This window comes from Legionella gratiana, assembly GCF_001467695.1.
In the GTDB taxonomy this organism is placed as follows: domain Bacteria; phylum Pseudomonadota; class Gammaproteobacteria; order Legionellales; family Legionellaceae; genus Legionella; species Legionella gratiana.
In genome coordinates, this window is sequence record NZ_LNYE01000029.1 from 827,403 (window position 1) to 848,189 (window position 20,787).

The following is a 20,787-nucleotide window of genomic DNA, read 5'->3' on the forward strand; positions in this document are numbered from 1 at the left end:
TTTACAGGAGTTAATTTTATTCTCTTTTGAGAGACAATGATGAAACAATTAGACTTTAATAAATCCTCAGAAGTTTCAATTGGAGTAGAGTTAGAGTTTCAAATTATTGATCCTAACTCATTTTCGTTAACTTCTCGTGCAAATGATGTTCTAGAACATATTCAATCAAGTGATTATAAGCGAAAAATCAAACCTGAACTTACACAAAGTATGATTGAAATTAACTCTTCGATTCACTATGGAATTAAAGAATTATATCAAGAATTACATCAATTATATAATTTTTTACTGCAGATAGCGTCACATTTGAACATTTTTTTCTGTGGTGGAGGCATTCATCCTTTTCAAAAATGGACAACCCAAAAGATATTTCTTAACAAGAAAGAATATAAAGATTTTGGGGAAAAATACGAATTTCTTGCAAAAAGAGCCACTGTATTTGCGCAACATATGCATATAGGGTGTACTAATCCAGAAGATGCTCTTTATCTTGCTCATGCGCTGAGTCGTTTTGTTCCTCACTTTATTGCTATTTCAGCTTCCTCACCCTTTTATCAGGGAGTTGATACAGGATTTGTCTCTTCAAGATCTACTATGTTTAAAGCTTTTCCTTTCAGCGGAGCAATGCCCTTTCTCAAAAATTGGAACGAGTTTTCTCGATATTTTTATGAAAGGCATGAATTAGGAATTATAAAAAGTATGGATGATTTTTTGTGGGATATTAGAATACAACCTAAATTCGGAACGGTAGAAATTAGAGTGTGTGATACACCTTTAACGTTGGAAAAAGTAGTATTAATAGCTGCTTATTTTCAATCCTTATCTCTTTATCTTTTGAAAGAACAACCCATAAATATTAACCAAGATTTATATTCTTTATATGATTACAACCATTTTCAGGCAAGCCGATATGGATTTAATGGGCATTTAATCGATGGATCTAAGAAGCGAATCAGCCAAGATATATTAACCACTATAAAAAAAATAAAAAAATATACTCAAAAATTACAAAATAACGAATTTATTGAATTACTAAGAAACGTAGTAAAAAATAAAAATAATGATGCTGAACATTTAAAAGAAATTTTAAATCGTACCAAATCTTTGCAAAAAGTTGTTTTTGTTCAATGTCAAGAATGGGCAAAACTTGTTTGAAGTTAAAGTTCCCTCTTTTCTAAAAACACATTGGAAAATGATAAGGCATCTCTTTAACCTCCAATTATCACAAAGAGTTTGACAACCTATAAACAGACTTATCCACAGAAAATGTGTATAACTTAGAGAATGAGACACTATCAAAAATAACGAAAAACCTAGATAAAACAAGAGCTGGTTAAAAAAATTAAGAAAAGAGTCAATCTTTAGGTGAAGAAATATCCACAGATTAGATATTTGGGAATAATTAAGACATAGCTATTTTATACAAAGAAAAATTAAAAAAACAGACTTGACTCGAACTATTTTTCTTAAAAAGAATCCCTAATTCATTGCATGATCAACTGATGGAGCATGTGTCTGTGTTTATATCATCATTGTTTTTTTGGATACAACATGTATCAATCATCAAAAAATCAGGTGCAAATTGACGAGATAATCGGGAAACCCGATAGTAAAACCAAGAAATTTAAAAAAAAAATCGCGCAAATAGAGCGACTTCCCGATCTTGTGATACCTGAAGATTACAAATGTCCTCTTTCCAAATGCCTTATGATAGAACCTATCCAACTTGACGATGGGCATTTTTATGATCGAAGTTCTATTATAATGTATTTAGAGAATAACCCGCGTGCTGTTTGTCCGTTAAATCGTAATTATAAAGTAGAACTTCGTTTTTATCCTACGAATGTTTTCATGAAAAATGAAATTGAAAATTATGTTAACCAACAATTGCAGACTTTATCGGAATCAGTAAGCCCAAGGTTAAATTAGGCCTGATGCTGGTGGCAATTTTTCATGTTAAAATGGAAATGGATTTCCGCTTTCGCGAAAATGACGAAGCACTTAAGTCAATGGCAGTGGGGATGACCTTTTACGGAGAGTCTTATTTTAAAATTAAAGACGTCCACTAAAATGGGTTCGGATCATTTTAAAATGATTTGATTTTAAATGATTTTTTAGAAATTAAAAATAAATAAATTTAAAATTAATAACGTTGAACTTTCATATCAAGACTTTTAACTATAAAGGATGATTTATTAGTAGTTCCTATCTTAGTAATGAGCAATGAAAAGGCAACATTCATATGCAACTCAGGAATATTGTAAGTTTGATTGACTCTCCAGCACGGCGACCCAAAACAAAGATCTTCTTTAATTAAGGTTGGGGGATTTAATGGTTTAGGATGAAGTGTAAGTTTGTAATGCTTAATTATTTTGGATTCATTAAAATAAAAGTCATTCATGGGTTCCCAAGCAGAAGGAGAGAAGTTTTTTTCGGCCTCTTTTTCTTCATCGGGTGTAGTTTGATAACTAATTGACATGGTATACATTAATACCTTCTGGACCCAATCTGTTACTTCATTAGTAGTAACAGCATATACTAGCGATGATGCAGAAAGTGAAATAAGTACTATTAAACGAAGTAGTAATAATTTGAACATACACTTATCCCTTTAGTTAAGCAGGATCTATAAGACATAAATCTATTATTTATATAGTACAATCAACATCAAGTAATTTCCAGGAAAGCGATTTTTGAAGGGTACGGTTGACTATAATAGGATAAAAATACCTAAGGAAAATCATGACGAATTTCATCAAACGGACAATTGAATTAGCAACAGAGAATGTAAAACAAGGAGGTCGTCCCTTCGCCTACGTAAACCTTAAATTACGTATCATTAAAACTTACTGATAAGGAATATTAGTTTTACACTTCTTTTAACTAAAGACGATATTTAGTTATTAAAATAATAAAATAGTTTTTTTTCCTACTATAATCAATACAAGCGATACAGGAGAAATAACATGAAAAAAATAGAATGTTCCAAAATGAGCACTTGTCTCTGGACACTGCGCTTCGAAGTACTAGGTGTCATCTTATTGATTATCGCAACCTGCTTAACTATCTTTACTGGCGATAGTCTAGGAATAGCTGCTTTATTTGCTGCAGGCGTTATCTTGTGTCTATTTAATAAATTTTGTTGCTATGTTTGCTCATCAAAGCAATCATCTTGTCCTGTTTGTGATACACCGCATTCTGATCACCCCGAAGAATCCGCTCAAATACAGGAAAAAATAGAGATTGAAGCAAAACAAACCCTGGATAATGAGGGTGGAAATCAAATAAAAAGAAAAGGATAACCTTCGCATTGTTACCAAATAAAAACTAAAGAAAGTGTTCCATATTTACCTAACTGATATGCAAGACAAAGTAAAAATGAAAAGCAATCTCAGCTTCCTGCTTATGCTTTTCATTTTTGAAACAACCTAAAAGGCCATTAGAAAATTACACCGGCAAGGATCAATTGTTCTATCATGTTCCAGGAATAGTTGCCAGAGTAAAGCTAGAATTAAAATATTAGTGAATTGCCACGCTAATATATGATGCTAATGGGCTGGTTCAAGAAGCATTAACTCTCTTTAACGAGTTCAACTTCTTCTGCCTGCGGCCCTTTTTGTCCTTTACTTGCCTTAAACAGAACAGTTGCTCCTTCAGGTAAAGTTTTGAAGCCACTACTTTGTATTGCACTGAAATGCACAAAATAGTCCTTGCCACCACTTTCAATAAAACCAAAGCCTTTGCTTTCATTAAACCATTTTACTTTACCACGAAGTTTGTCTACCATTTTTGGTTTCCTTCCAGATGTTTGAAATAAGCTACACTAACTTTATTCAGCAAGTCTCATTGTGTCAAGTCGCTTATCTCATTATCTTTATAACAAGCATCCATTTCGACACAGTGAAAAGAAATCGTCAGTATTAATCAAAATTGAATCAAAATAAATTGTCTCATGTTATACTAAAAAAATTAGTAACATAGAGCTCCATGGAAAACTCAGCTGCTTTGCAGATTTATGCTAGAGCATTTACAAAAATGGATAACATGGTTTATCTCATTGATAAAGATGGTTTCCTTATTGATTGTAATGCTCATTTAGTACGTTTTTAGGTTACGCTCATATTGAAAATAACTCAATAGGCTCAATTTATAAAATGATGCGTAGACAAGGCTTGTGAACCACCCTTTAAATAGCAAAGTAATCTTATTTTAATTATGAATTTTTATAATTAAAAATAGGAACTATTGACAATTGGTTGGTTCCCATTACTTGCAAGGTTGATTGGGAGAGAAAATGAATAAATTCGCTATATTATTTGTGCAACAAGAACAAAGTACATTTAAATTTGACATGAAACACAACTTTATTGATTAATTTTTAGTTAATTAGTATAATTAAAGATCTTTATAAGTATTTAACGATAATTTTTTTATGATCCCTAAGAAACTCTTAACCTATACAAAAACAATTTTTGAATATTCACATAGTACCGTATACATCAAAGATAAAAATTGTCATTACCAGTATATGAATAATAATGGGCTCAAGCGATTACAATTACAAGAACAAGAGATTCTCTGCATGCCTGATAAAGTGCTCCCTTTTGGAAAATATGCTGATTTTTATAATAGCCATGATTACTCCGCAATGGAAGAAAGCATTTATTTTCAATTAGATGATTGCATTACTAAAACTGGTGAAAAAATCTTTGCGCTATCGCACAAATTACCGCTTAAAGATGAAGATGGAAGAACACATGGCGTTATTGGTTTTACAAAATTTATGGATTTCCATGAACTGATTAGTAATATTAATTCAAAAAATACTTTTTTAGCGCCTAATCTTAAAATCAATATTAATGTTGAAGATTGGTTAAAAACAACGATTAATTTGTCTCGAAGAGAGATGGAGATCTTGTATTATTTTTTACAAGGAAAAGCTATTAAGATTATTGCTGCATTGCTTAGTATCGCTGAAAGAACGGTTATTTTTCATCTTGATAATATAAAAAGCAAATGGGGCTGTTATCATAAAGGAGACATTTATACTAAAGCCTTCGAAAAAGGCTTGAAGAATCTTACTATTATCTGGGATTTGCTAGCAGTGCGTTCCTAACAATCCCTGAAGCTTATACCATCTCTAAAAACCCAATCTAGCCCTACTCTCCGACCTTGCGCAGCATGTTCGCGGAAACCTCTGTGCTAAAACACTGGACCCTGCAGATATGCCGCTGGGTATAGTCAGAGATACGACCAAGAGACAGTAACAATCCCAATATAACAAGTAAATAACGTGAGTTCGACATAAAAGGCATAGAAATGCCCTTTTACGCCGCTAAACGAACGTTATCCGTAAAGCTTGTCCCCAGTGAAAACGAGGATGTACAGCATTTATATGGGATCCAGATTCTAAATAAAAACAGTTCGATATTAAAAATCACTTTATTTTTTATATCGAACGTTAAAATAGATTATAAGTAATAACCTAAGTTTTCGTATTCTATATCTTCTAAGAAGACTTTTATTTTTCTTATAATATTAGCTTCGCTTACATTCAAAAGTTTATTCTGATGCTGATTAATAAAATCGTTTAATGCATGGGGTATGTCTTGAGATTCTTTCTCATTCATTATCCGTTTTAGTTCATTCATCATTTGTTGTATTTTTGTAAAACGACCAACTGTTTTTTTAAAAATGGTATTATTACGATAATTAGAATACTGACTAGGAAGATATTTAAGTAAATCCTTCAAGTCTTCTTTGATATCACGCTGAATATTTAATTGTTTTGAATAAGAAATTTTTTCGTTTTCAATTGGATTTTGAAAAAATAGAAGATTAGTAGTATTTGAGTGATGATCTATTGGATGTTGAGCCAATTGAAGCATCGGCACGTTAATGGACACAAGTTGCGTAAATTGTTTTATTGCAGAGTCAATATCTATTCTATCTGCTTGCATTTGGGCTAACATTTGCTTCAAAAATGGTTCTACCCATTTGGCATTCTCAGGCAACTTAAGTTTTTTTGCTGCATGTTTACTGTTATAAAAGGGAGAGCCACTTAAATAGCTTTCTGTACTTTGCCCCCATAAAAAAGCAATTATTCTTCCCATTGAAAAAATATCAGCTTTATTATCGTGCGGTAAATTAGTAAATAGTTCAGGCGCTGCCCAAAGAGGACTTCCAGGGAATAGATTATCTTCTTCACCTGCCTTTTTTGCGAGTCCGTAATCAAAAATATTTACTGCCATAGGTTCATCTATTTTCACATGAATATTCTCAGGCTTTATATCTCGATGAATGATCCCTTTATCAATAACTTGAGTTTTTAACGCCAATAATAAAGCATAGGTTAACTTAATTTTTTGGCTCTGCGTAAGATAATTAGAACTATCCATTAATTTAATAAAGACTTTTTCTAAATTCTTCCCTGGCATTCGCTTCATGGTAAGGTAACATTTGTTATTATCATAGACGGGTGGTTTTATACTTAAATGTCCTGCTTTTCGACAAAAATCAAATTCTTTTTCAATTAAATTTTCTATATTCAAATCACTATAGTTTTTTTTAAGCTCTTCTAAATTAAATTCCTTTGTTACAAAGCGCTTATGGCGGTTGGATTTTTTAGCTACTCCAGTTTCATCTTGTCGATATAGAGTAGTAGGATAAACAGACGCAAATCCGCCTTTTCCTATCAGCTTCTCTTCAATAACTGAAAAAAGATATCCTTGTTTTTCCTGCCCTTCTTTATCAAATTGATTCCGAGAACCTCCAATAATTTTTCCAGCATGGGGAAGTAAATTTTGTTCTTGTAATTCATTGATTATTTCGTTTATATTGCCATCAAGCATGTTTTAATTACTCCACAATAATTATCAATATGTATTGGTTATCTCTTACAATTGAGAAGATAATGTAATCAAACTTTACTCATTTTGACTTAAAATAGTAACTGATAAATTCTAACAGTTATGAGTCTTATTAGTTTCACCTATAATCGCCCGGCATGACAAAGAAAAACAGAACCTACAATGCTTGACTCCTTTCGTCTCATTTTTTACAAGAAATCATTTCTGCATGACTGTTAAAAAATGACAGTTATTTATCTCATTTTAATTGTGTATAGTTTGTTTATAATTTCACCTTAATGATGTATTTTTCAATTACCTGAAAAGATTTAATTCTTCAGTATTGTCAGATAACACTACGAATGCCTTTTTTACTAAAAAGCGACCCCGGTCAATGTATTTAGAAAATAATTTGACCGCAAGTAATGATTTTCTTCCTATTGAGGTGGAAACAGAGACTTCAATGAATACACTAACCTGGAGTTAATTATGGCAAAAGAAGTAATTTTTATTGATTGGGATGATACTTTAGTAAATAGAGCAAATGCAGAAGAGTTTGAATCGGTTGTAGACGAAAATGAGAGCGTATATCAAATGTCTCCTATGTTCATGGGAGCAATTGAAGCGCTTAAGGAACTGCAAAAAAAATACCATGTCGTAATCCTCAGTTCTCGAGGCGAACTGAACAAATTAAGACAACTACAATTACAAAATTATGATCTAGAATCATCAATCATGCCATTAGACAATTTCATGTTTGATGAGGATGAGACTCGTTTATTCTTTACCCAATATGGTGAAACAAACTTTCCTGATAAGGCAAGTTTCATTTTATACGTACAAAAAATGTGTGGTAATAAAGTCAAGGTATTTATCGATGATGATCATACAGAAATAGAAGCCGCGCATGCAGTAGGAATTCCCACTATTCACGCAATACATAAAAATGATTTGGAAAAATCCGAGCAATTTTTTGCGGGCTTAATTCATCAAGTAGATAATAGGGACCTTTGTTATGCGTTGAATGAACTAGCCGCTGAAATACGTAGCAATTCTCGTTCACTATCTTTTGGAAGCAAGATTGCTGGTTTCTTTTCAAAACACCTTCCATCAGCAAATAATTTAGAATTTTTTGCATCCCAATTACAAAAAAAACCTGCCAAAGACGTTAGCGAAAAATTTAATCAATATCTTGAAAAGATAAATTATAATCCAAATAAAAAAGATAATCTAACAACAAGTTTTACTAAAGCTAAAACAGTAATAGATAATCATGTTACTACCCTGATTGAAGCGAAACATGATCACCAACAATTTTCATGTAACGTTTAATAGAATATGACCTCACATTAAAGAATGAAAATTGATTCTTCAGTGATTCTAAGTTAGGTTCAATTTCGCAATACATAAAGGCCGGTTGTAGCAAAAGCGATTGGTATAGCCGGATCCATCAATGATCTCGTTTCGGAGGAAATCTGAGGACAAACCACAGAAACATCACTTTTTCTTTTGTCTAGACTTATTAAGCATTTCAGACTAAGCTAATTAAAATGCCACTTGATTTAGAGCCAACTGTATAAAATACTATGGGATTTTCTCGCAACGACTGCTGCTTAAAATCGTTCAAAGGTAAAATTTGTCCCAGCATTTGTATCGATAAACTTACTACTAACTCACTATTAAGATCTAAATGCAAAGCATATATGAAAACTTAATTCATGCGTTAGCACCCTACTCACAACTATTATTTATCATAATAGCAACCCTATTTACTCTTCTGGCTAGTCAGTTATTTTTAGCTAAGTATTTCCCCAAATCTATATACTATTGGAGAAACCTTCCTTACCTTTCACTCTGGGCATACACAATAGCGCATAGTCGTTTTATAAAATATCCTTTTTCTTTAGCCATCATATTTTCTGTAATGCCTTTATATCCTAGGGATTATTGGTTAATTTTTCGGAAAGCCGTGTACTTTTACCATTTAAAAAAACTTTTTAGTAAATTAGATGATATTGTTGATAATGCATCACCTGAAATGATTATCACTTTAGGAGATGCTTCTTTAGGTATTCACTTAAATACTTTTTTAAAAAAATTATTAGATCACGATGATTTATCTGTACTTAATCAATTTATCGATCAAAAGTTAATTACAAAAAAGGAATTACATGCATTCTGCAATTTATTTGCTAACAGATTAGCATTACAAGCTCGATTAACTTTGCAATTTATTTCGAACCAGAATATAAAATTAAGAGAAAAAATTGCGCAAACAAATCTTGAAATATCCGGAGCCTATCTCGCTTTGTTGATCCACTTTATAAAAAAAGATCCTAGAGTTCTTGATTCTATCGAGCGGAATAGAGGATTAACTTATTCTGCACTAAAACTCATATACCCTAAAGCCACTCAAGGCGGTGAGCTTATTCAAATTACTCATGATATCGTAGATTTTCGATATGATTTAATTCAACAGCCCAAAATTGGTAAAATTTGTGCCAACGTATTTTTAGCAAAACTTGCTAAAAATCACAATGCTGATACTGAATTCTCGTTAATTTTAAGTTTACCTCCTAGGCCTGTTGGTATTTTTGAATTATCAAATACCACCAGATTCCAATTATTTATCATGGCACGTGACTTTAAGAGCAACTCATTTAAAATTAATATAGTTTTTGGCCTACTCTACATCTTGTTCTGGGAATATATCAAAAGAGCAGGTTTTAATGCTGATAAGCTAAAATACCAAAAAAGCGAGTTATAGTAGTGTAGGCATGTCTATTTCAAACAAATTCATACCATAGTCATAGCAGCAACAAGTGGTTTAGCGCCTGCATTCATAAAGGTCCTTACAACCTGGAAATCGAAATCTTTTGAACCCGGTCCCTGGTATTTAAGATAATGAGCTAACCCCTTCGTAAAACAATTAGGTGTTACTTCTCCAGCTCTGCATATATCAATCAGTTTCAACCATGATTCAGACTTCCATCGATTATACGATGCTATTTCAAACAAATTCATGCCATCGCCATAACGGCTAACAAGCGGATCAGCACCAGCATTTACAAAAGATCTTACAATTTCAAAATTAACACCGGTTGATCTTGGACCGTTATATTCAAGATACCGAGCAAGTTGCTGAGAAACATCATCTTTATAAATCATATTTATTACTGTGGTCATTATTTAGTCTAAAATCATCAATCTAATTGCTTATTATCACATCATTATGTTAACAAATTATTATTAAGCTCCTCTAAATTACGAATAGCTCCTTCGTTAATTGAGAGAACAAACTACTTTTTGATGATAAAATTAATACAAGTTGTTTATTATATTTGAGAGATTATTATGAGATGAGTTTACAGTAATCGTCGTTAAGCGTTGTTATGTGACTAGGGCGAGTTTATTGGCGTTAGAGTATAGCCGATTATCTCAGATTTGGCGGTATAGTAAGTAACAAGGTCTAACAGCTTAAGACCCACATGATTTATACTGCCCTTATAAATTCCTTTATTCGGATCGAATAATTCGAATACGCTATGGCCAGTCTTTTTAATTCCTAACCTATGCGTAGGATAGGGTGATTGTGGCGTGAAAACTGCGACCTTTTCAGCCCTATTTTTAATACAACATCCTGATTAAGCTCTAACATCTTAAATAAAGCAATTAAATGGTTCAAATCAATAGAGCAGTAAAACAGTCTTGGCTCGATACCTGGCAACTTATATGTATTATACTCTGGACTTTCAGAGCCATACTCTCGATAAGCTTCGCCATTAAGTTGAAAACTAAGTCGGCGTACAATTGGTAAAATCACTTTTAAATTATTTTCCTTAAGCGCTACTCGTGTATTATCGTCTCTTAAAAATGCCAAAACAAGCGCGTGACATTCACCAGATTTATCGAGCCCTTTTTCTCCTTGTTGTTTGGCAAATTCTAATAGATCATACTGACGAAATGGATAAATAGTTAGCGGATTAGCAAATAAAGTCTGTGACTGTTTATTGTTAGAGAACATAGTATTAATTTATTTTCAAAGTGCATTATTATAATTCATTTTAAATCATCCACACAATTAAAATTAGGGGGGATACCTAAAGTTGTTTTTATCGAGTATTTAATTTTTGCTTGCAACGATTAATAAAAGTAAGTTAAGTGATAAATATGCGAGACAGGGTAAAGAATTTATAATAGGAGATGTTAATGAGAGAAATGAGCTTGATAATGAATTAATGATGTATAATAAAATACTAGATATAGTAAATAAGACCCTTGATGATCTGCATAATTCCAGACCAGTTGATATTGTTGATAAAATGAATGATTTACTTAAAGACGATAATAAAGATAACAAACAAATTTATGATATATTGTATAATAACATGCCAAAAGAAATTCAAGATAAGCTTCCACCATCACCAGAAAAAAGTAATCAAATGAAATAAGACCTTTAAAAAAATAATGCCATCTAGCCAGCAAGGCAACGAAATTCAGGGTAAATACTATTAATACGTATACTGTATTTTGCTTTTGCACGATGAAGTGCTGCGAGAGTACGGTTTGATAGTTCCAGCTTTGACTCGTTGCTCTCACCTAACAAAGCCGCCATGCATTCAAGTAGCATCTAATTTGCGAGGCAGAGAACCTATCGATAACCATAAGACTAACTTGTTCACGAGGCGCCTATTTTAAGCATTTTGAGCAATCCAATTTACAGCATGATCAACATCAGCAATTTTTTCTTCGCTTGTGGTTTTGCTCTTCTGGAAAAAGAACAATGCGCGATTTTCTGTTACTTTTGAGTGAATTAATTGCCCAGCAATGAATAAGAGCCCGATACCTGTCAAAGCAATTGCGATATTTCCAATTATTGTTCCCCATGAAATACGGTAGGCACTCATTTCTTGGTCTTTGCTGTGTAGTAATGCTGAAAATCGTGATTTAAATTCTGTAAAATTACGTTGTTCGGGTTCCTGGTCAAAAAATTCATTTGCCATGATCGTCAGTTTATTAGCTAAATCAATCGCAACTTGGCCTTTCGATGCACCTTGATCTCTAAGCAGTACGCCATAATCATACATAGCTTGAATTTCATGCAAAAATTCAGCCTTAGGATTCTCTAAATAAGGAACTAAGTCATAATATCCCTTTAAAGCAGCAAGTACAGATGCTCTGAGGCCACTATTATTTTTAATAGTGAGATCTGCTCCATTACGAGCCAACAATTCAACCATCACACGGTTATTTTGCTTGCTCGCACGATGCAATGCTGTTTCACCATATTGATCTTTTGCATTTATATCTATTTGTTTAGTATCGATCAACCATTGGATCAGGCTCACATTACCAGACGACACAGCACAATGAATAAGAGTCTCATTTCTGTTTGTTAATGCAGTTAAACTCAACCCTTTGCTAACAAGATAATCAACGGCTGGTAAATTTCCAGAATAACATGCAGTATGCAGAAGCGTAGCTCCCTGGTTGTCTACAAGATACAAATTAGTTTCTGAAAGTAATTGTTCAATAGCGTCTATAGTTGCATTGTGATTTTCCGACAATAATAAATGAATTGGTGTGCGGCCGAAATAATCTTTGCCTTCCAAAACTGCCGCGTTTAGACCCACTAGCTCAGCGATCTCGTTATTATTTGCACCATTCTGATTATGATGAACAAGAATATGGAGTACAGTAGGTTGAAAGCCAGAGCGACCTCGCGCTGTAATATCGGCTCCCTGTCTCGCCAAGGTCATTGCGGATTGTTTGAAACTATCAAAGCTACATAGCTCAAGTTCGATAGCATCCAGTAGTGATTGCCATGCAGTTTTATTAAAATAATCTTTAGCTGTTAAAACAGCGGCGTTTAAACTCACTAGCTCAGCGATCTCGTTATTATTTGCACCATTCTCATTATGATGAACAAGAACATGGAGCAAAGTAGGTTGTGAGCCAAAGCGACCTCGTACTGTAATATCTGCCCCCTGTCTTGCCAAGGCCATTGCTGATTGTTTGAAATTATGGCTAGTCGTTCCAATCGATAATAATTCTTTTAGCTGCTCTGTTGGTCTAGGCATAAAATAACCCCGCTGAAAAATCAAAGTGCGCAATAATAACACAAAACTTGCTGTGAAATCCATTTATTAGAATTCATCGAACCTCCAACCCCCTGGTTCTTGGCGTTCTACTTGTTATTTAAAATATCTAATAATCAACATGCTGGAAACGGGCATTGGCTTTACCCCAGTCATGCAGTAAAGCTGCCATGCAAACCAATGCTCGGATTACGGGAAGTAGTCGCCAATCATACGTATCATCTCGATGAACCTGCTGATTTGAAGTATGGTTCACTGGCACCCTGCATTCACGATCAAATTTATTCTTATCTACCACCACCCAAACCAATTCTGTGCTCAATCTTGATCTAATCCAATGACAGCTCACCGCTGTATTTTTACTGGCGGTTTTGCGCAACAGCTTTTTAACTGCGAGCAAACCTTCCTGAGTGATCATGGTTTGCCAAGTATGTCACCGATACGATCGGCAAAAGCATCCAAGACACGGCGGGTTCTAGCGAGTGCTTTCTTCTCGCATTGGGAAACAAAGACAACCATCATAGCAAACCTCCCTTATTTTTTTCGGTTTCCCAATCTGTATTTAAGGCCATGGCTTTTACTTGATCAAACATAAAGTCCAGTGCTTTATGATCGATAAATGCTTGTAAACACTGCTGACGAAATTCTTGTTCGTTACTGTTCTTCCTTAGCACAGATAAAAGCCCAGGGTAGAATAAGAGCATCCTTGATTAAATCGGCCACATCAAATACCAGTGCACCGCGACGTGTTTTACCGTGCATTACTGCAAGGCCATGAGGAATTCCACAAGTACCCACAACGTCGTTGCGGCCAATCCATAGGCAAGGTAGTTGCCATGATTTAAAAAAGTATTGGCTTTATCTGTGGCCTCTCGTTCACGATTAAATTTGCCATACTGAGTTCGATTTGCAGCATAGCTGTAAAGTTTTTTAGTTAACTCAGCCTCTGCTTGCATGAGTTGATTAATGTCTTTCGCATTTTTGATTTTTGTGACACAGAGTAACAACTCTTGTTGCAAATCGTTACAATTGAACCCATCAAGAGTAAGGTCTCTGCTTTTTTTCCAGTGAATTTTGAGATATTCGATACGGGAGAGTTTCGCGAGCACATTTTGAGCAGCAATTTTAAGTTGCGTGTCAGTCCGTTGAGCCACCCAACGAGATCCTAGTACCATAGCCTCTATCTCATCATCTGAAAACATCAAAGGAGGTAATAGAAACCCAGGTTTAAGTACATACCCAACTCCAGGTTCTCCTTCAATAGGTGCACCAAAGGATTGCAAGGTACTCATATCTCTGTAAAGGGTACGCAGACTAATGCCTAATTCCTCCGCAAGACTCTTACCACTAACAGGCAAACGATGACGTCGTAATAATTGAATTAAATCGAATAAGCGTTCAGTTCGTGACATTATTGCACTAATGCTACTGCCAAATTATGGCAGTAGTATAGCATAAGAGTTGAATCATAGTATTTTCCCTACTGCAGTATCGCGAACATCACCTTCATAGCCATCGGGATCATCAAATAACATATCGATATAACCATTGTTTCTATAAAATTTAAGAGCATTAGGTGAAGACTCTACATGCAAACTTTGATAACCTTGGCTTCTGAGCCATTTTTCACATAAAGTTAAAAATTGGCTGCCATATTGATGATTTCTTTTTGCCTCATCAATAACTATGATGCGCAAAGCAACTCGCTTTTTTGACCATAATTGCAAATGTGCATAACCTATGATTTCAACGCCCTGATATAAAACAAAATGAACATGAGCATCATGTGCAAAAGTCCAAGTGTACGGATCAGAAAGCTCTGCTTTGTCAAAAAAGTAAAATTGTCTTAAATGGCGAGCAGCATTCCATTCACGTGTTGTTAACGCCTTAACCATCCTTAATCCATTAAACCCTGCTCTTTTGTCTATTGCGACAATAAAATCCTCTTTACCTAAACAATAGGCCGTGATGTCGCTAGGATATTGGCGTGCCAAGTCTTGTTTTAGACGCGCATAGGCATCTCTATCCTCGGGATGAGTTCTCATCCAATCCCTAAATTTTAAATGCCGTTCGATTTCAGGATTGCCCAGCTCAAAAACATGTGCATGATGTGTTCTTTGATTACCTCCTTTTTGAAAATAGCGTCGAAAAGGGATGCCGTACTCTCCTTTTGCTTCATAACCAAGTATTTGCATGGCAGCATTAGCCCTATCCACGTTGCTAAGATCCAAAACAACAGGAATCATATCGATGACCGGTTTCGCCGCTAAACCAGATACTGATGTTGACCCTATATGATAAATTTCAATACAATTATCACCTAATACCTCTTTAATTCTCCCCGCTTCTTGCAAAAATTGCATAGGCCAATTGGCATCATAAGGACACACTTCGATGAGTCGTTGCTCTTGTTTGACTGGCATGATTTATTCTCTCTTTTGAATATGCTGAACGAAATAGGAGATCAATTAAAGTATATAATTTATTCATTGCTGTCCCCATTTACTAACGACTCTCGGTACTCTTCTTCCTGGTGATCTGGCAAAAAACCACCGACCTGAGCATCCCATAAGGTTTTGTATAAACCATTAAGATTGAGAAGTTCCGTATGTGTGCCGTCTTCCACTATATGCCCCTTATCGAATACTAAAATGCGATCCATATGAAGAAGGGTTGATAAGCGATGAGCAATAACCAAAGTTGTTTTTCCCTGCATCAACTCCCAGAGACTCTCTTGAATGTTGGATTCTGTAATAGAATCCAACTGTGAAGTAGCTTCATCCAGTATTAAAATTGGAGCATTTTTTAATAGTGCGCGGGCAATTGCAATTCGTTGACGTTGACCTCCTGAAAGCTTAACTCCACGCTCGCCTACTAAAGTTTCATAGCCTTCTGGCAAAAGACTTATGAATTCATGGGCATGTGCTTTTTGAGAGGCAGCAATCACTTCTTCATCAGAAGCTTCAAGTCTTCCGTAATGTATGTTATCCATTAAGCTGCGATGAAAAAGCGTTGGGTCTTGTGGAATCATCGCGATGGTTCGTCTTAGACTTTCTTGGGTCACTGCGGATATGTCTTGGCCATCAATCAGAATTTGACCATCCACAACCTCATAAAGTCGTAAAATCAAATTCACAAACGTTGATTTGCCACTTCCTGAATACCCTACCAAACCAACTTTCTGACCTGCTTCAATAGTCACTGATTTATTTTGGAAAAGAGAATACCCACCGTGGTATTGAAATTTAACCTTGGAAAACTCAATTTTTCCTTGAGTCACTATTAATTGAGAGGCCTTATTTTTATCCTTAATTCCATGGGGGAGCACCAATGCGTTTAAACTTTGCCTTGCCTTACCCAATGCTTGGTTAAACTGATCTACTTGGTACATGGTGTACCACATCATATGGCCCAATTCCATAGACAGGCCAAGAATCAAAGCAAAATCACCGATGCTCACAAGACCTTTGCCATACAAATGAATCAAAGCAAAAGAAGCAAAACCCATCATCACCGCAATCATTCCACCTTGTACGCAGCATAACAAAACAATAAAGATCTCTTTTTTTTGAAATGCCTGCTGCACCACATGAAAAAAGCGATTCATCCGTTCCACTTCGTATTTTTTCTGTGAAAAAATACGTATATTGGACTGGTTAGACAGGCTATCAACCAATTGTCCAGAAAGCTGCGATTCAGAGCTAGCATGGTTATCAGACAGTTGGACTAATCGTGCGGACATCCAGACACTAAATGAGGAAAAAGCAATGAACCAAAAGAATAAAATATAAAAGAACAAGGCATTAACCGAATAAGCTGTAATAAATGATACCATCAACAAAGAAGCGCCACGAAGAAAATCCACAGACACTCGATGCAAGATAATCTCGAGATTATCAGCAAGTGTTGTAATTTGATCGGCGATTCTCCCCGATAAATTATCCTGAAAAAATTGTGCACTTCCTCCTAACACATACTCAAAAGTTTGGCCAATAATTTGGTTTTTAATACGTGCTTCGTATTTATAGTTCAAAAATCCAAGTGTTCGCCAGGTTATATTGTCAAAAACAATAAAGTTCAATACCAATAATCCAGCTATCCAATACAAAGAGGACATGTCTGTATTTGCGTTTACTGCCAAAGTATTGATGAACGATTTAATTAATAAGCTATTAAATGGCCCCCAAAATCCAGCCAATAAAGCAAGCAGGATAAATAAGATAACTATGGCTCGATACGGTTTTAAAAAATGCCAAGTAAAACTGCCCAAATGATTAGGCAAATAATTAGCGTTCATAGTTCATTACCTCTATGTGCCTCATTAAAACACTGTATTTTTCCTTGATAAATCTGATACTTGGTTTCAATGTGAATGGATTCTAAAAAGTCATGATCGTGGGATATAACAAGCAGTGCCCCGGGAAATTCATGTAATACCTCAATAATATGAGTGCGTGTTTCCAAGTCTACATTGTTAGTTATCTCATCTAAAATAAGTAATTTAGGCGGATTTGCAGCAATTAATGCCAAAGAAAATCGTACCTTTTCACCACCTGAAAGATTTTTGATCTTCATTCCTATTTCTTCATTTTTACGAAATAAAAAATTATTTAAATGAGTACGAATTTCAGTATGAGAGGCATGCAGCATCTTACAGCGCATCAAATCCAATACCGTTTCTTCGGAGTTCAAGTGCTGATAATGCTGATCAAGGTACCCTATAGTCTTGCCGTTAGGAACAATCCATTCACCCGTCCTATTAATTTGAGAAGCTCCTAATATCGCTTTGACAAAAGTTGACTTACCTGATGCGTTATCCCCATATAACGCTACTCGCTCGCTGCCATTAAGGTGAAAATTAATATTATCCAGAATCAAATCCCCATACTCATAACTAATGGAAGCATTTTGAATTCGTATCAAGGGTTTATGATGCTCCAGACCCTTTAATTTAAATTTGTGCTTGATAGCCTCAGGTTGGTAGAGAGAAGAGAGCTCTTCTAGTACTTGTTGTTTCTTATCATTCATGTAACTTAGCCTTTTATCTCCTGTAGTCATAGCCTTAGCTAATTTAGTATGAGAGCGAATTGTTGGCCATTTTCGTTGTGCTATTTTCTTCTCACCTTGAATCCGCGAACGTTTATTTCGTTCTTGCTCTTTCATTAATGCAAGATGCGTCTCTTTTTTCTGCCGCGTAAGCGTTGCTAACTCGTGATCAATAGATGTTTTTCGCTCTGCAAGCAGCCGTTGATAATCAGGATAAGCCCCTCTAAAAGCGGTTATTTTTCCTGACTCAATATGCCATAAAGTATCTGTGACTGTCTTGATCAACTCTGTATCATGAGAAGCAATAACGAGTGTTCCCGGATAATGTTCGAGCATGCGCATTAAAGAACGACGATTGCGATTATCAAGATGATTTGTAGGTTCGTCTAACAAAAGTACATTAGAATTTTCGGATAAAACTTTTGTCAATAACTGGTTAAGTTTTTGACCACCACTTAACGTTGGAAAACCCTCAATTACTTGAGGTAAATAACCAAAATGAACGTCATGCGGTACCTTAATATCGCCTTGAGAAGGCAGACAAAGACCACAAAGTATCTTTAATAACGTTGACTTTCCTGCTCCATTACGACCAATCAGTGTAATGCGATCACCAAAATGAATTTCGCCATTAAAGGCTTCAAAACAAACTTTGTGAGAATAGATAAGGCTTATGTCGTTAAATTGAATCGGTTTATGGTACATGATTTACTCTTAAGTATGTCTTTTCAGGACAATAAAAACAGAAAGTCAAAAATGACTTAGTTCACTTTGCCCTATAGATGGGCGCACTTAAGCTGTAATTTTCATGACGCTTTAACCTACCTTTGTGTTATTAAGAGAAACGACATCTTATTTTAAATTAAAGTATTAAAAAATGTCAATGCTCTCTCTACAATTTGGTTTTTATGAATGCATGCATAGAGGGAAATAAAAACTAACTTATAGGACTTTTAAATCGTTTAGCATATGTTAGTTTTCCAAATAAAACAGCAATTATAATTAGGGTTGACAATTCATGTTCACCGACTACATGCCTTGGCTTAATTGAATTTAAAGAACAGAATAGTTATCTTAATAACTTAAGCTTATTGAGAATTCGAAATGTCCAGATCTCTGTTTTTAATTGTACAAATTATAAGTATAATAACTGGCCTTGTCTTTCTATTTATTGCATTTAATATGCTTCGCCCCAAAGAGAAAGAACAAAGACTTATTCAAGATCAATTTTTATTTTATTTAATCTTAGGGCTCTTTTTTATTTTTTTCACTTTTTTACTCGAATATTTTGGATAAATGAAAAACGACAAAAGCGCTTGTCTGTTTTTATAGATTCTTTTATCGAGAAAAATGATACAATTAGCCTCCAAAATTCACTGCATTTGAGCTTAATCATTGATAGGATTTAACATATGAGACCTGCATTAACCAAGATTATTCTAAGTAGTATTTTCTCCGTGATTTTTATAAGTCCAACATTTGCACATTCTAATAAAATAAGCTCGGTAGGAAATCCCGTGGATGTAACAAAAACCACAAAAACTATCTATGTGATTGCTTCGGATGATATGCGATTTAATTTTTCACAAAAATTAAAATTTCATGATGGTGAAATTATCACTTTTAAAGTAACCAATGTAGGAAAAGTAGTTCACGAATTCTCGATTGGTGATGAACAAGAACAAAAAGCACATCAAAAAATGATGCGTGATATGCCAGGAATGGTTCATGAAGATGGTAATACAATTACGATTAATCCGGGTGAAACTAAAACATTGACTTGGAAGTTTAAATCAAATCCAACCCAGAATGTTGTATTTGCATGTAATATCCCAGGCCATTTTGAAGCAGGTATGTATCAAAAAATGAAGGTTTTGAATGCTTAACCTAGAAAAAACACACTGTCTTGCGGAGCATGGATATGCATAATTACTTTTTAGAATTGCACAATTTATTTAATGACGCAACAGGCCTTTCATGAGAACAATAGCTTATCTAAAACATCATTCAGACAGTATTCCAGAACTTGCCAAAATTTGGTATGAAGTATTAGGACAAATTTGGATCCCTGATGTACCTATTTCACGTGTAGAAGATAATTTACGTAATCATTTAAACACAGAACAAGTACCACTCACCTTCGTTGCTTTCGATGAACATAAGCCTGTTGGAATGTGCTCATTACGAGGCAATGATGGTATTCGTCCTGAGTTAACTCCATGGCTCGGTTCTTTAGTGGTTTCGAAAAATTATCAAAAACAAGGTATCGCAAAGCAACTTATTGATATAACTAAAGAAAAAGCGAAAACTTTAGGCTTTAAAAATCTTTATCTTTTTGCTTTTGATCCAACTATCTCAGAATATTACAGTCGTCTTGGCTGGTGCAAAATTGGAATGGATGAATTTAAAGGACATCCTGTAACCGTCATGGAGATAATGCTGTGACGATTAGACTCTTTTGCTTGATTTGAGTTTTTATCGCCTATGCTCGCATTTTGATGAAGCACAATGCTTCAATGAAAATCGATTTTCGCTTTTGCGAAAATGACAAGACCCCTTAAGTTAACGTAAGTTCGGGATAAGAATTTTATTAGATCCATACCTGGTTTCGTTCGGTCGGGTGTGACCTCAGATTAATGTAAGCAAACAATGACACAATTCACTCAATAGTCATTTTACTTATCACCCAAAGTATTCTTATTTTGCCTTCTATAAAGACCAACCTATGATTGATAAAATGGTTAAAATGACCAGCCTTTACAATTAGGATGCGCGTGGAACAAATCATTAATGGT

Annotated in this window: 23 protein-coding genes and 1 pseudogene; 10 read left to right on the plus strand and 14 right to left on the minus strand. The window is 34.7% G+C overall.

The features are described from left to right. The first annotated feature begins 36 nt into the window (after positions 1 to 36). Positions 37 to 1,155 (plus strand): YbdK family carboxylate-amine ligase, encoded by a 1,119-nt coding sequence (locus Lgra_RS16720; RefSeq protein ID WP_238584477.1) that lies wholly within the window; start codon positions 37 to 39, stop codon positions 1,153 to 1,155. A 396-nt stretch (positions 1,156 to 1,551) separates the two neighbouring features. After that, a complete protein-coding gene (locus tag Lgra_RS16725) occupies positions 1,552 to 1,929 on the plus strand; it encodes a U-box domain-containing protein (RefSeq protein ID WP_058500286.1) in 378 nt (125 codons plus the stop codon). Positions 1,930 to 2,143: 214 nt separating this feature from the next. Here Lgra_RS16725 and Lgra_RS16730 read toward each other — a convergent pair whose 3' ends face one another. Continuing rightward, positions 2,144 to 2,599 carry a hypothetical protein gene (locus tag Lgra_RS16730; RefSeq protein ID WP_058500287.1) on the minus strand — a complete coding sequence of 152 codons (456 nt, stop codon included), beginning with the start codon at positions 2,597 to 2,599 and terminating at the stop codon, positions 2,144 to 2,146. A 367-nt stretch (positions 2,600 to 2,966) separates the two neighbouring features. On the opposite strand from Lgra_RS16730, the gene Lgra_RS16735 reads away from it, so the two are divergent. After that, positions 2,967 to 3,302 carry a hypothetical protein gene (locus tag Lgra_RS16735; protein WP_058500288.1) on the plus strand — a complete coding sequence of 112 codons (336 nt, stop codon included), beginning with the start codon at positions 2,967 to 2,969 and terminating at the stop codon, positions 3,300 to 3,302. Between the two features lie 269 nt (positions 3,303 to 3,571). Here the strand turns inward: Lgra_RS16735 and Lgra_RS16740 are convergent, their stop codons facing one another. After that, positions 3,572 to 3,787, minus strand: a complete 216-nt coding sequence (locus Lgra_RS16740; protein WP_058500289.1) for a cold-shock protein — start codon at positions 3,785 to 3,787, stop codon at positions 3,572 to 3,574. 200 nt (positions 3,788 to 3,987) lie between these two features. On the opposite strand from Lgra_RS16740, the gene Lgra_RS18515 reads away from it, so the two are divergent. Both Lgra_RS18515 and Lgra_RS16745 read left to right on the plus strand, forming a co-directional pair. After that, positions 3,988 to 4,110, plus strand: coding sequence for a hypothetical protein (locus tag Lgra_RS18515; protein ID WP_274519573.1), 123 nt, complete (start codon positions 3,988 to 3,990; stop codon positions 4,108 to 4,110). A 322-nt stretch (positions 4,111 to 4,432) separates the two neighbouring features. Further along, positions 4,433 to 5,116, plus strand: a complete 684-nt coding sequence (locus tag Lgra_RS16745; RefSeq protein ID WP_058500290.1) for a LuxR C-terminal-related transcriptional regulator — start codon at positions 4,433 to 4,435, stop codon at positions 5,114 to 5,116. Between the two features lie 355 nt (positions 5,117 to 5,471). On the opposite strand, the gene Lgra_RS16750 is transcribed toward Lgra_RS16745, so the two are convergent. Next, positions 5,472 to 6,851 (minus strand): protein kinase domain-containing protein, encoded by a 1,380-nt coding sequence (locus Lgra_RS16750; RefSeq protein ID WP_058500291.1) that lies wholly within the window; start codon positions 6,849 to 6,851, stop codon positions 5,472 to 5,474. A 486-nt stretch (positions 6,852 to 7,337) separates the two neighbouring features. Between Lgra_RS16750 and Lgra_RS16755 the strand changes: the two genes are divergently transcribed. Both Lgra_RS16755 and Lgra_RS16760 read left to right on the plus strand, forming a co-directional pair. Further along, on the plus strand, positions 7,338 to 8,180 hold the full coding sequence (locus Lgra_RS16755) for an HAD family hydrolase (protein WP_058500292.1): 843 nt from the start codon (positions 7,338 to 7,340) through the stop codon (positions 8,178 to 8,180). Between the two features lie 637 nt (positions 8,181 to 8,817). Further along, entirely contained in the window at positions 8,818 to 9,615 is a 798-nt protein-coding gene (locus Lgra_RS16760) for a hypothetical protein (RefSeq protein ID WP_238584478.1), read from the plus strand. A gap of 29 nt (positions 9,616 to 9,644) precedes the next feature. Here the strand turns inward: Lgra_RS16760 and Lgra_RS16765 are convergent, their stop codons facing one another. Both Lgra_RS16765 and Lgra_RS16770 read right to left on the minus strand, forming a co-directional pair. Beyond that, the gene (locus Lgra_RS16765) at positions 9,645 to 10,034 is read right to left on the minus strand and encodes a hypothetical protein (RefSeq protein WP_058500294.1); all 390 of its coding nucleotides are present in this window, start codon (positions 10,032 to 10,034) and stop codon (positions 9,645 to 9,647) included. 379 nt (positions 10,035 to 10,413) lie between these two features. After that, complete coding sequence (locus Lgra_RS16770) at positions 10,414 to 10,872, minus strand: hypothetical protein (protein ID WP_238584479.1); 459 nt, start codon at positions 10,870 to 10,872, stop codon at positions 10,414 to 10,416. A 106-nt stretch (positions 10,873 to 10,978) separates the two neighbouring features. On the opposite strand from Lgra_RS16770, the gene Lgra_RS16775 reads away from it, so the two are divergent. Continuing rightward, positions 10,979 to 11,299 carry a hypothetical protein gene (locus Lgra_RS16775; protein ID WP_058500295.1) on the plus strand — a complete coding sequence of 107 codons (321 nt, stop codon included), beginning with the start codon at positions 10,979 to 10,981 and terminating at the stop codon, positions 11,297 to 11,299. 243 nt (positions 11,300 to 11,542) lie between these two features. Here the strand turns inward: Lgra_RS16775 and Lgra_RS16780 are convergent, their stop codons facing one another. From Lgra_RS16780 to Lgra_RS16810, 9 genes and pseudogenes are all read right to left on the minus strand, one after another. Then, the gene (locus tag Lgra_RS16780) at positions 11,543 to 12,928 is read right to left on the minus strand and encodes an ankyrin repeat domain-containing protein (protein ID WP_162264331.1); all 1,386 of its coding nucleotides are present in this window, start codon (positions 12,926 to 12,928) and stop codon (positions 11,543 to 11,545) included. A 127-nt stretch (positions 12,929 to 13,055) separates the two neighbouring features. Continuing rightward, entirely contained in the window at positions 13,056 to 13,268 is a 213-nt protein-coding gene (locus tag Lgra_RS18405) for a hypothetical protein (RefSeq protein WP_238584480.1), read from the minus strand. A 27-nt stretch (positions 13,269 to 13,295) separates the two neighbouring features. Then, positions 13,296 to 13,364: pseudogene (locus tag Lgra_RS18540) on the minus strand (hypothetical protein); the annotation flags it as partial. Then, complete coding sequence (locus Lgra_RS18545; RefSeq protein WP_338011227.1) at positions 13,361 to 13,468, minus strand: hypothetical protein; 108 nt, start codon at positions 13,466 to 13,468, stop codon at positions 13,361 to 13,363. The pseudogene Lgra_RS18540 and the gene Lgra_RS18545, both read right to left, overlap by 4 nt. Next, positions 13,465 to 13,620 (minus strand): hypothetical protein, encoded by a 156-nt coding sequence (locus tag Lgra_RS17905; protein WP_157068275.1) that lies wholly within the window; start codon positions 13,618 to 13,620, stop codon positions 13,465 to 13,467. Before Lgra_RS17905 ends, Lgra_RS18545 begins: the two co-directional genes overlap by 4 nt. Before the next feature lie 87 nt (positions 13,621 to 13,707). After that, positions 13,708 to 14,358: an HTH domain-containing protein gene (locus Lgra_RS17635; protein ID WP_083502925.1), complete on the minus strand. Its 651-nt coding sequence runs from the start codon at positions 14,356 to 14,358 to the stop codon at positions 13,708 to 13,710. 54 nt (positions 14,359 to 14,412) lie between these two features. Beyond that, positions 14,413 to 15,369 (minus strand): bifunctional GrpB family protein/GNAT family N-acetyltransferase, encoded by a 957-nt coding sequence (locus Lgra_RS16800; protein ID WP_058500298.1) that lies wholly within the window; start codon positions 15,367 to 15,369, stop codon positions 14,413 to 14,415. 59 nt (positions 15,370 to 15,428) lie between these two features. Then, the gene (locus Lgra_RS16805) at positions 15,429 to 17,243 is read right to left on the minus strand and encodes an ABC transporter ATP-binding protein (RefSeq protein WP_058500299.1); all 1,815 of its coding nucleotides are present in this window, start codon (positions 17,241 to 17,243) and stop codon (positions 15,429 to 15,431) included. After that, entirely contained in the window at positions 17,240 to 18,697 is a 1,458-nt protein-coding gene (locus Lgra_RS16810) for an ATP-binding cassette domain-containing protein (protein WP_058500300.1), read from the minus strand. Before Lgra_RS16810 ends, Lgra_RS16805 begins: the two co-directional genes overlap by 4 nt. Positions 18,698 to 19,404: 707 nt before the next feature. Here Lgra_RS16810 and Lgra_RS16820 point away from each other — a divergent pair. Together Lgra_RS16820 and Lgra_RS16825 are read left to right on the plus strand one after the other, a co-directional pair. Continuing rightward, positions 19,405 to 19,878: a cupredoxin domain-containing protein gene (locus Lgra_RS16820; protein ID WP_058500302.1), complete on the plus strand. Its 474-nt coding sequence runs from the start codon at positions 19,405 to 19,407 to the stop codon at positions 19,876 to 19,878. A gap of 91 nt (positions 19,879 to 19,969) precedes the next feature. Then, positions 19,970 to 20,437 carry a GNAT family N-acetyltransferase gene (locus tag Lgra_RS16825; protein WP_058500303.1) on the plus strand — a complete coding sequence of 156 codons (468 nt, stop codon included), beginning with the start codon at positions 19,970 to 19,972 and terminating at the stop codon, positions 20,435 to 20,437. The last annotated feature ends 350 nt before the right edge of the window (positions 20,438 to 20,787 follow it).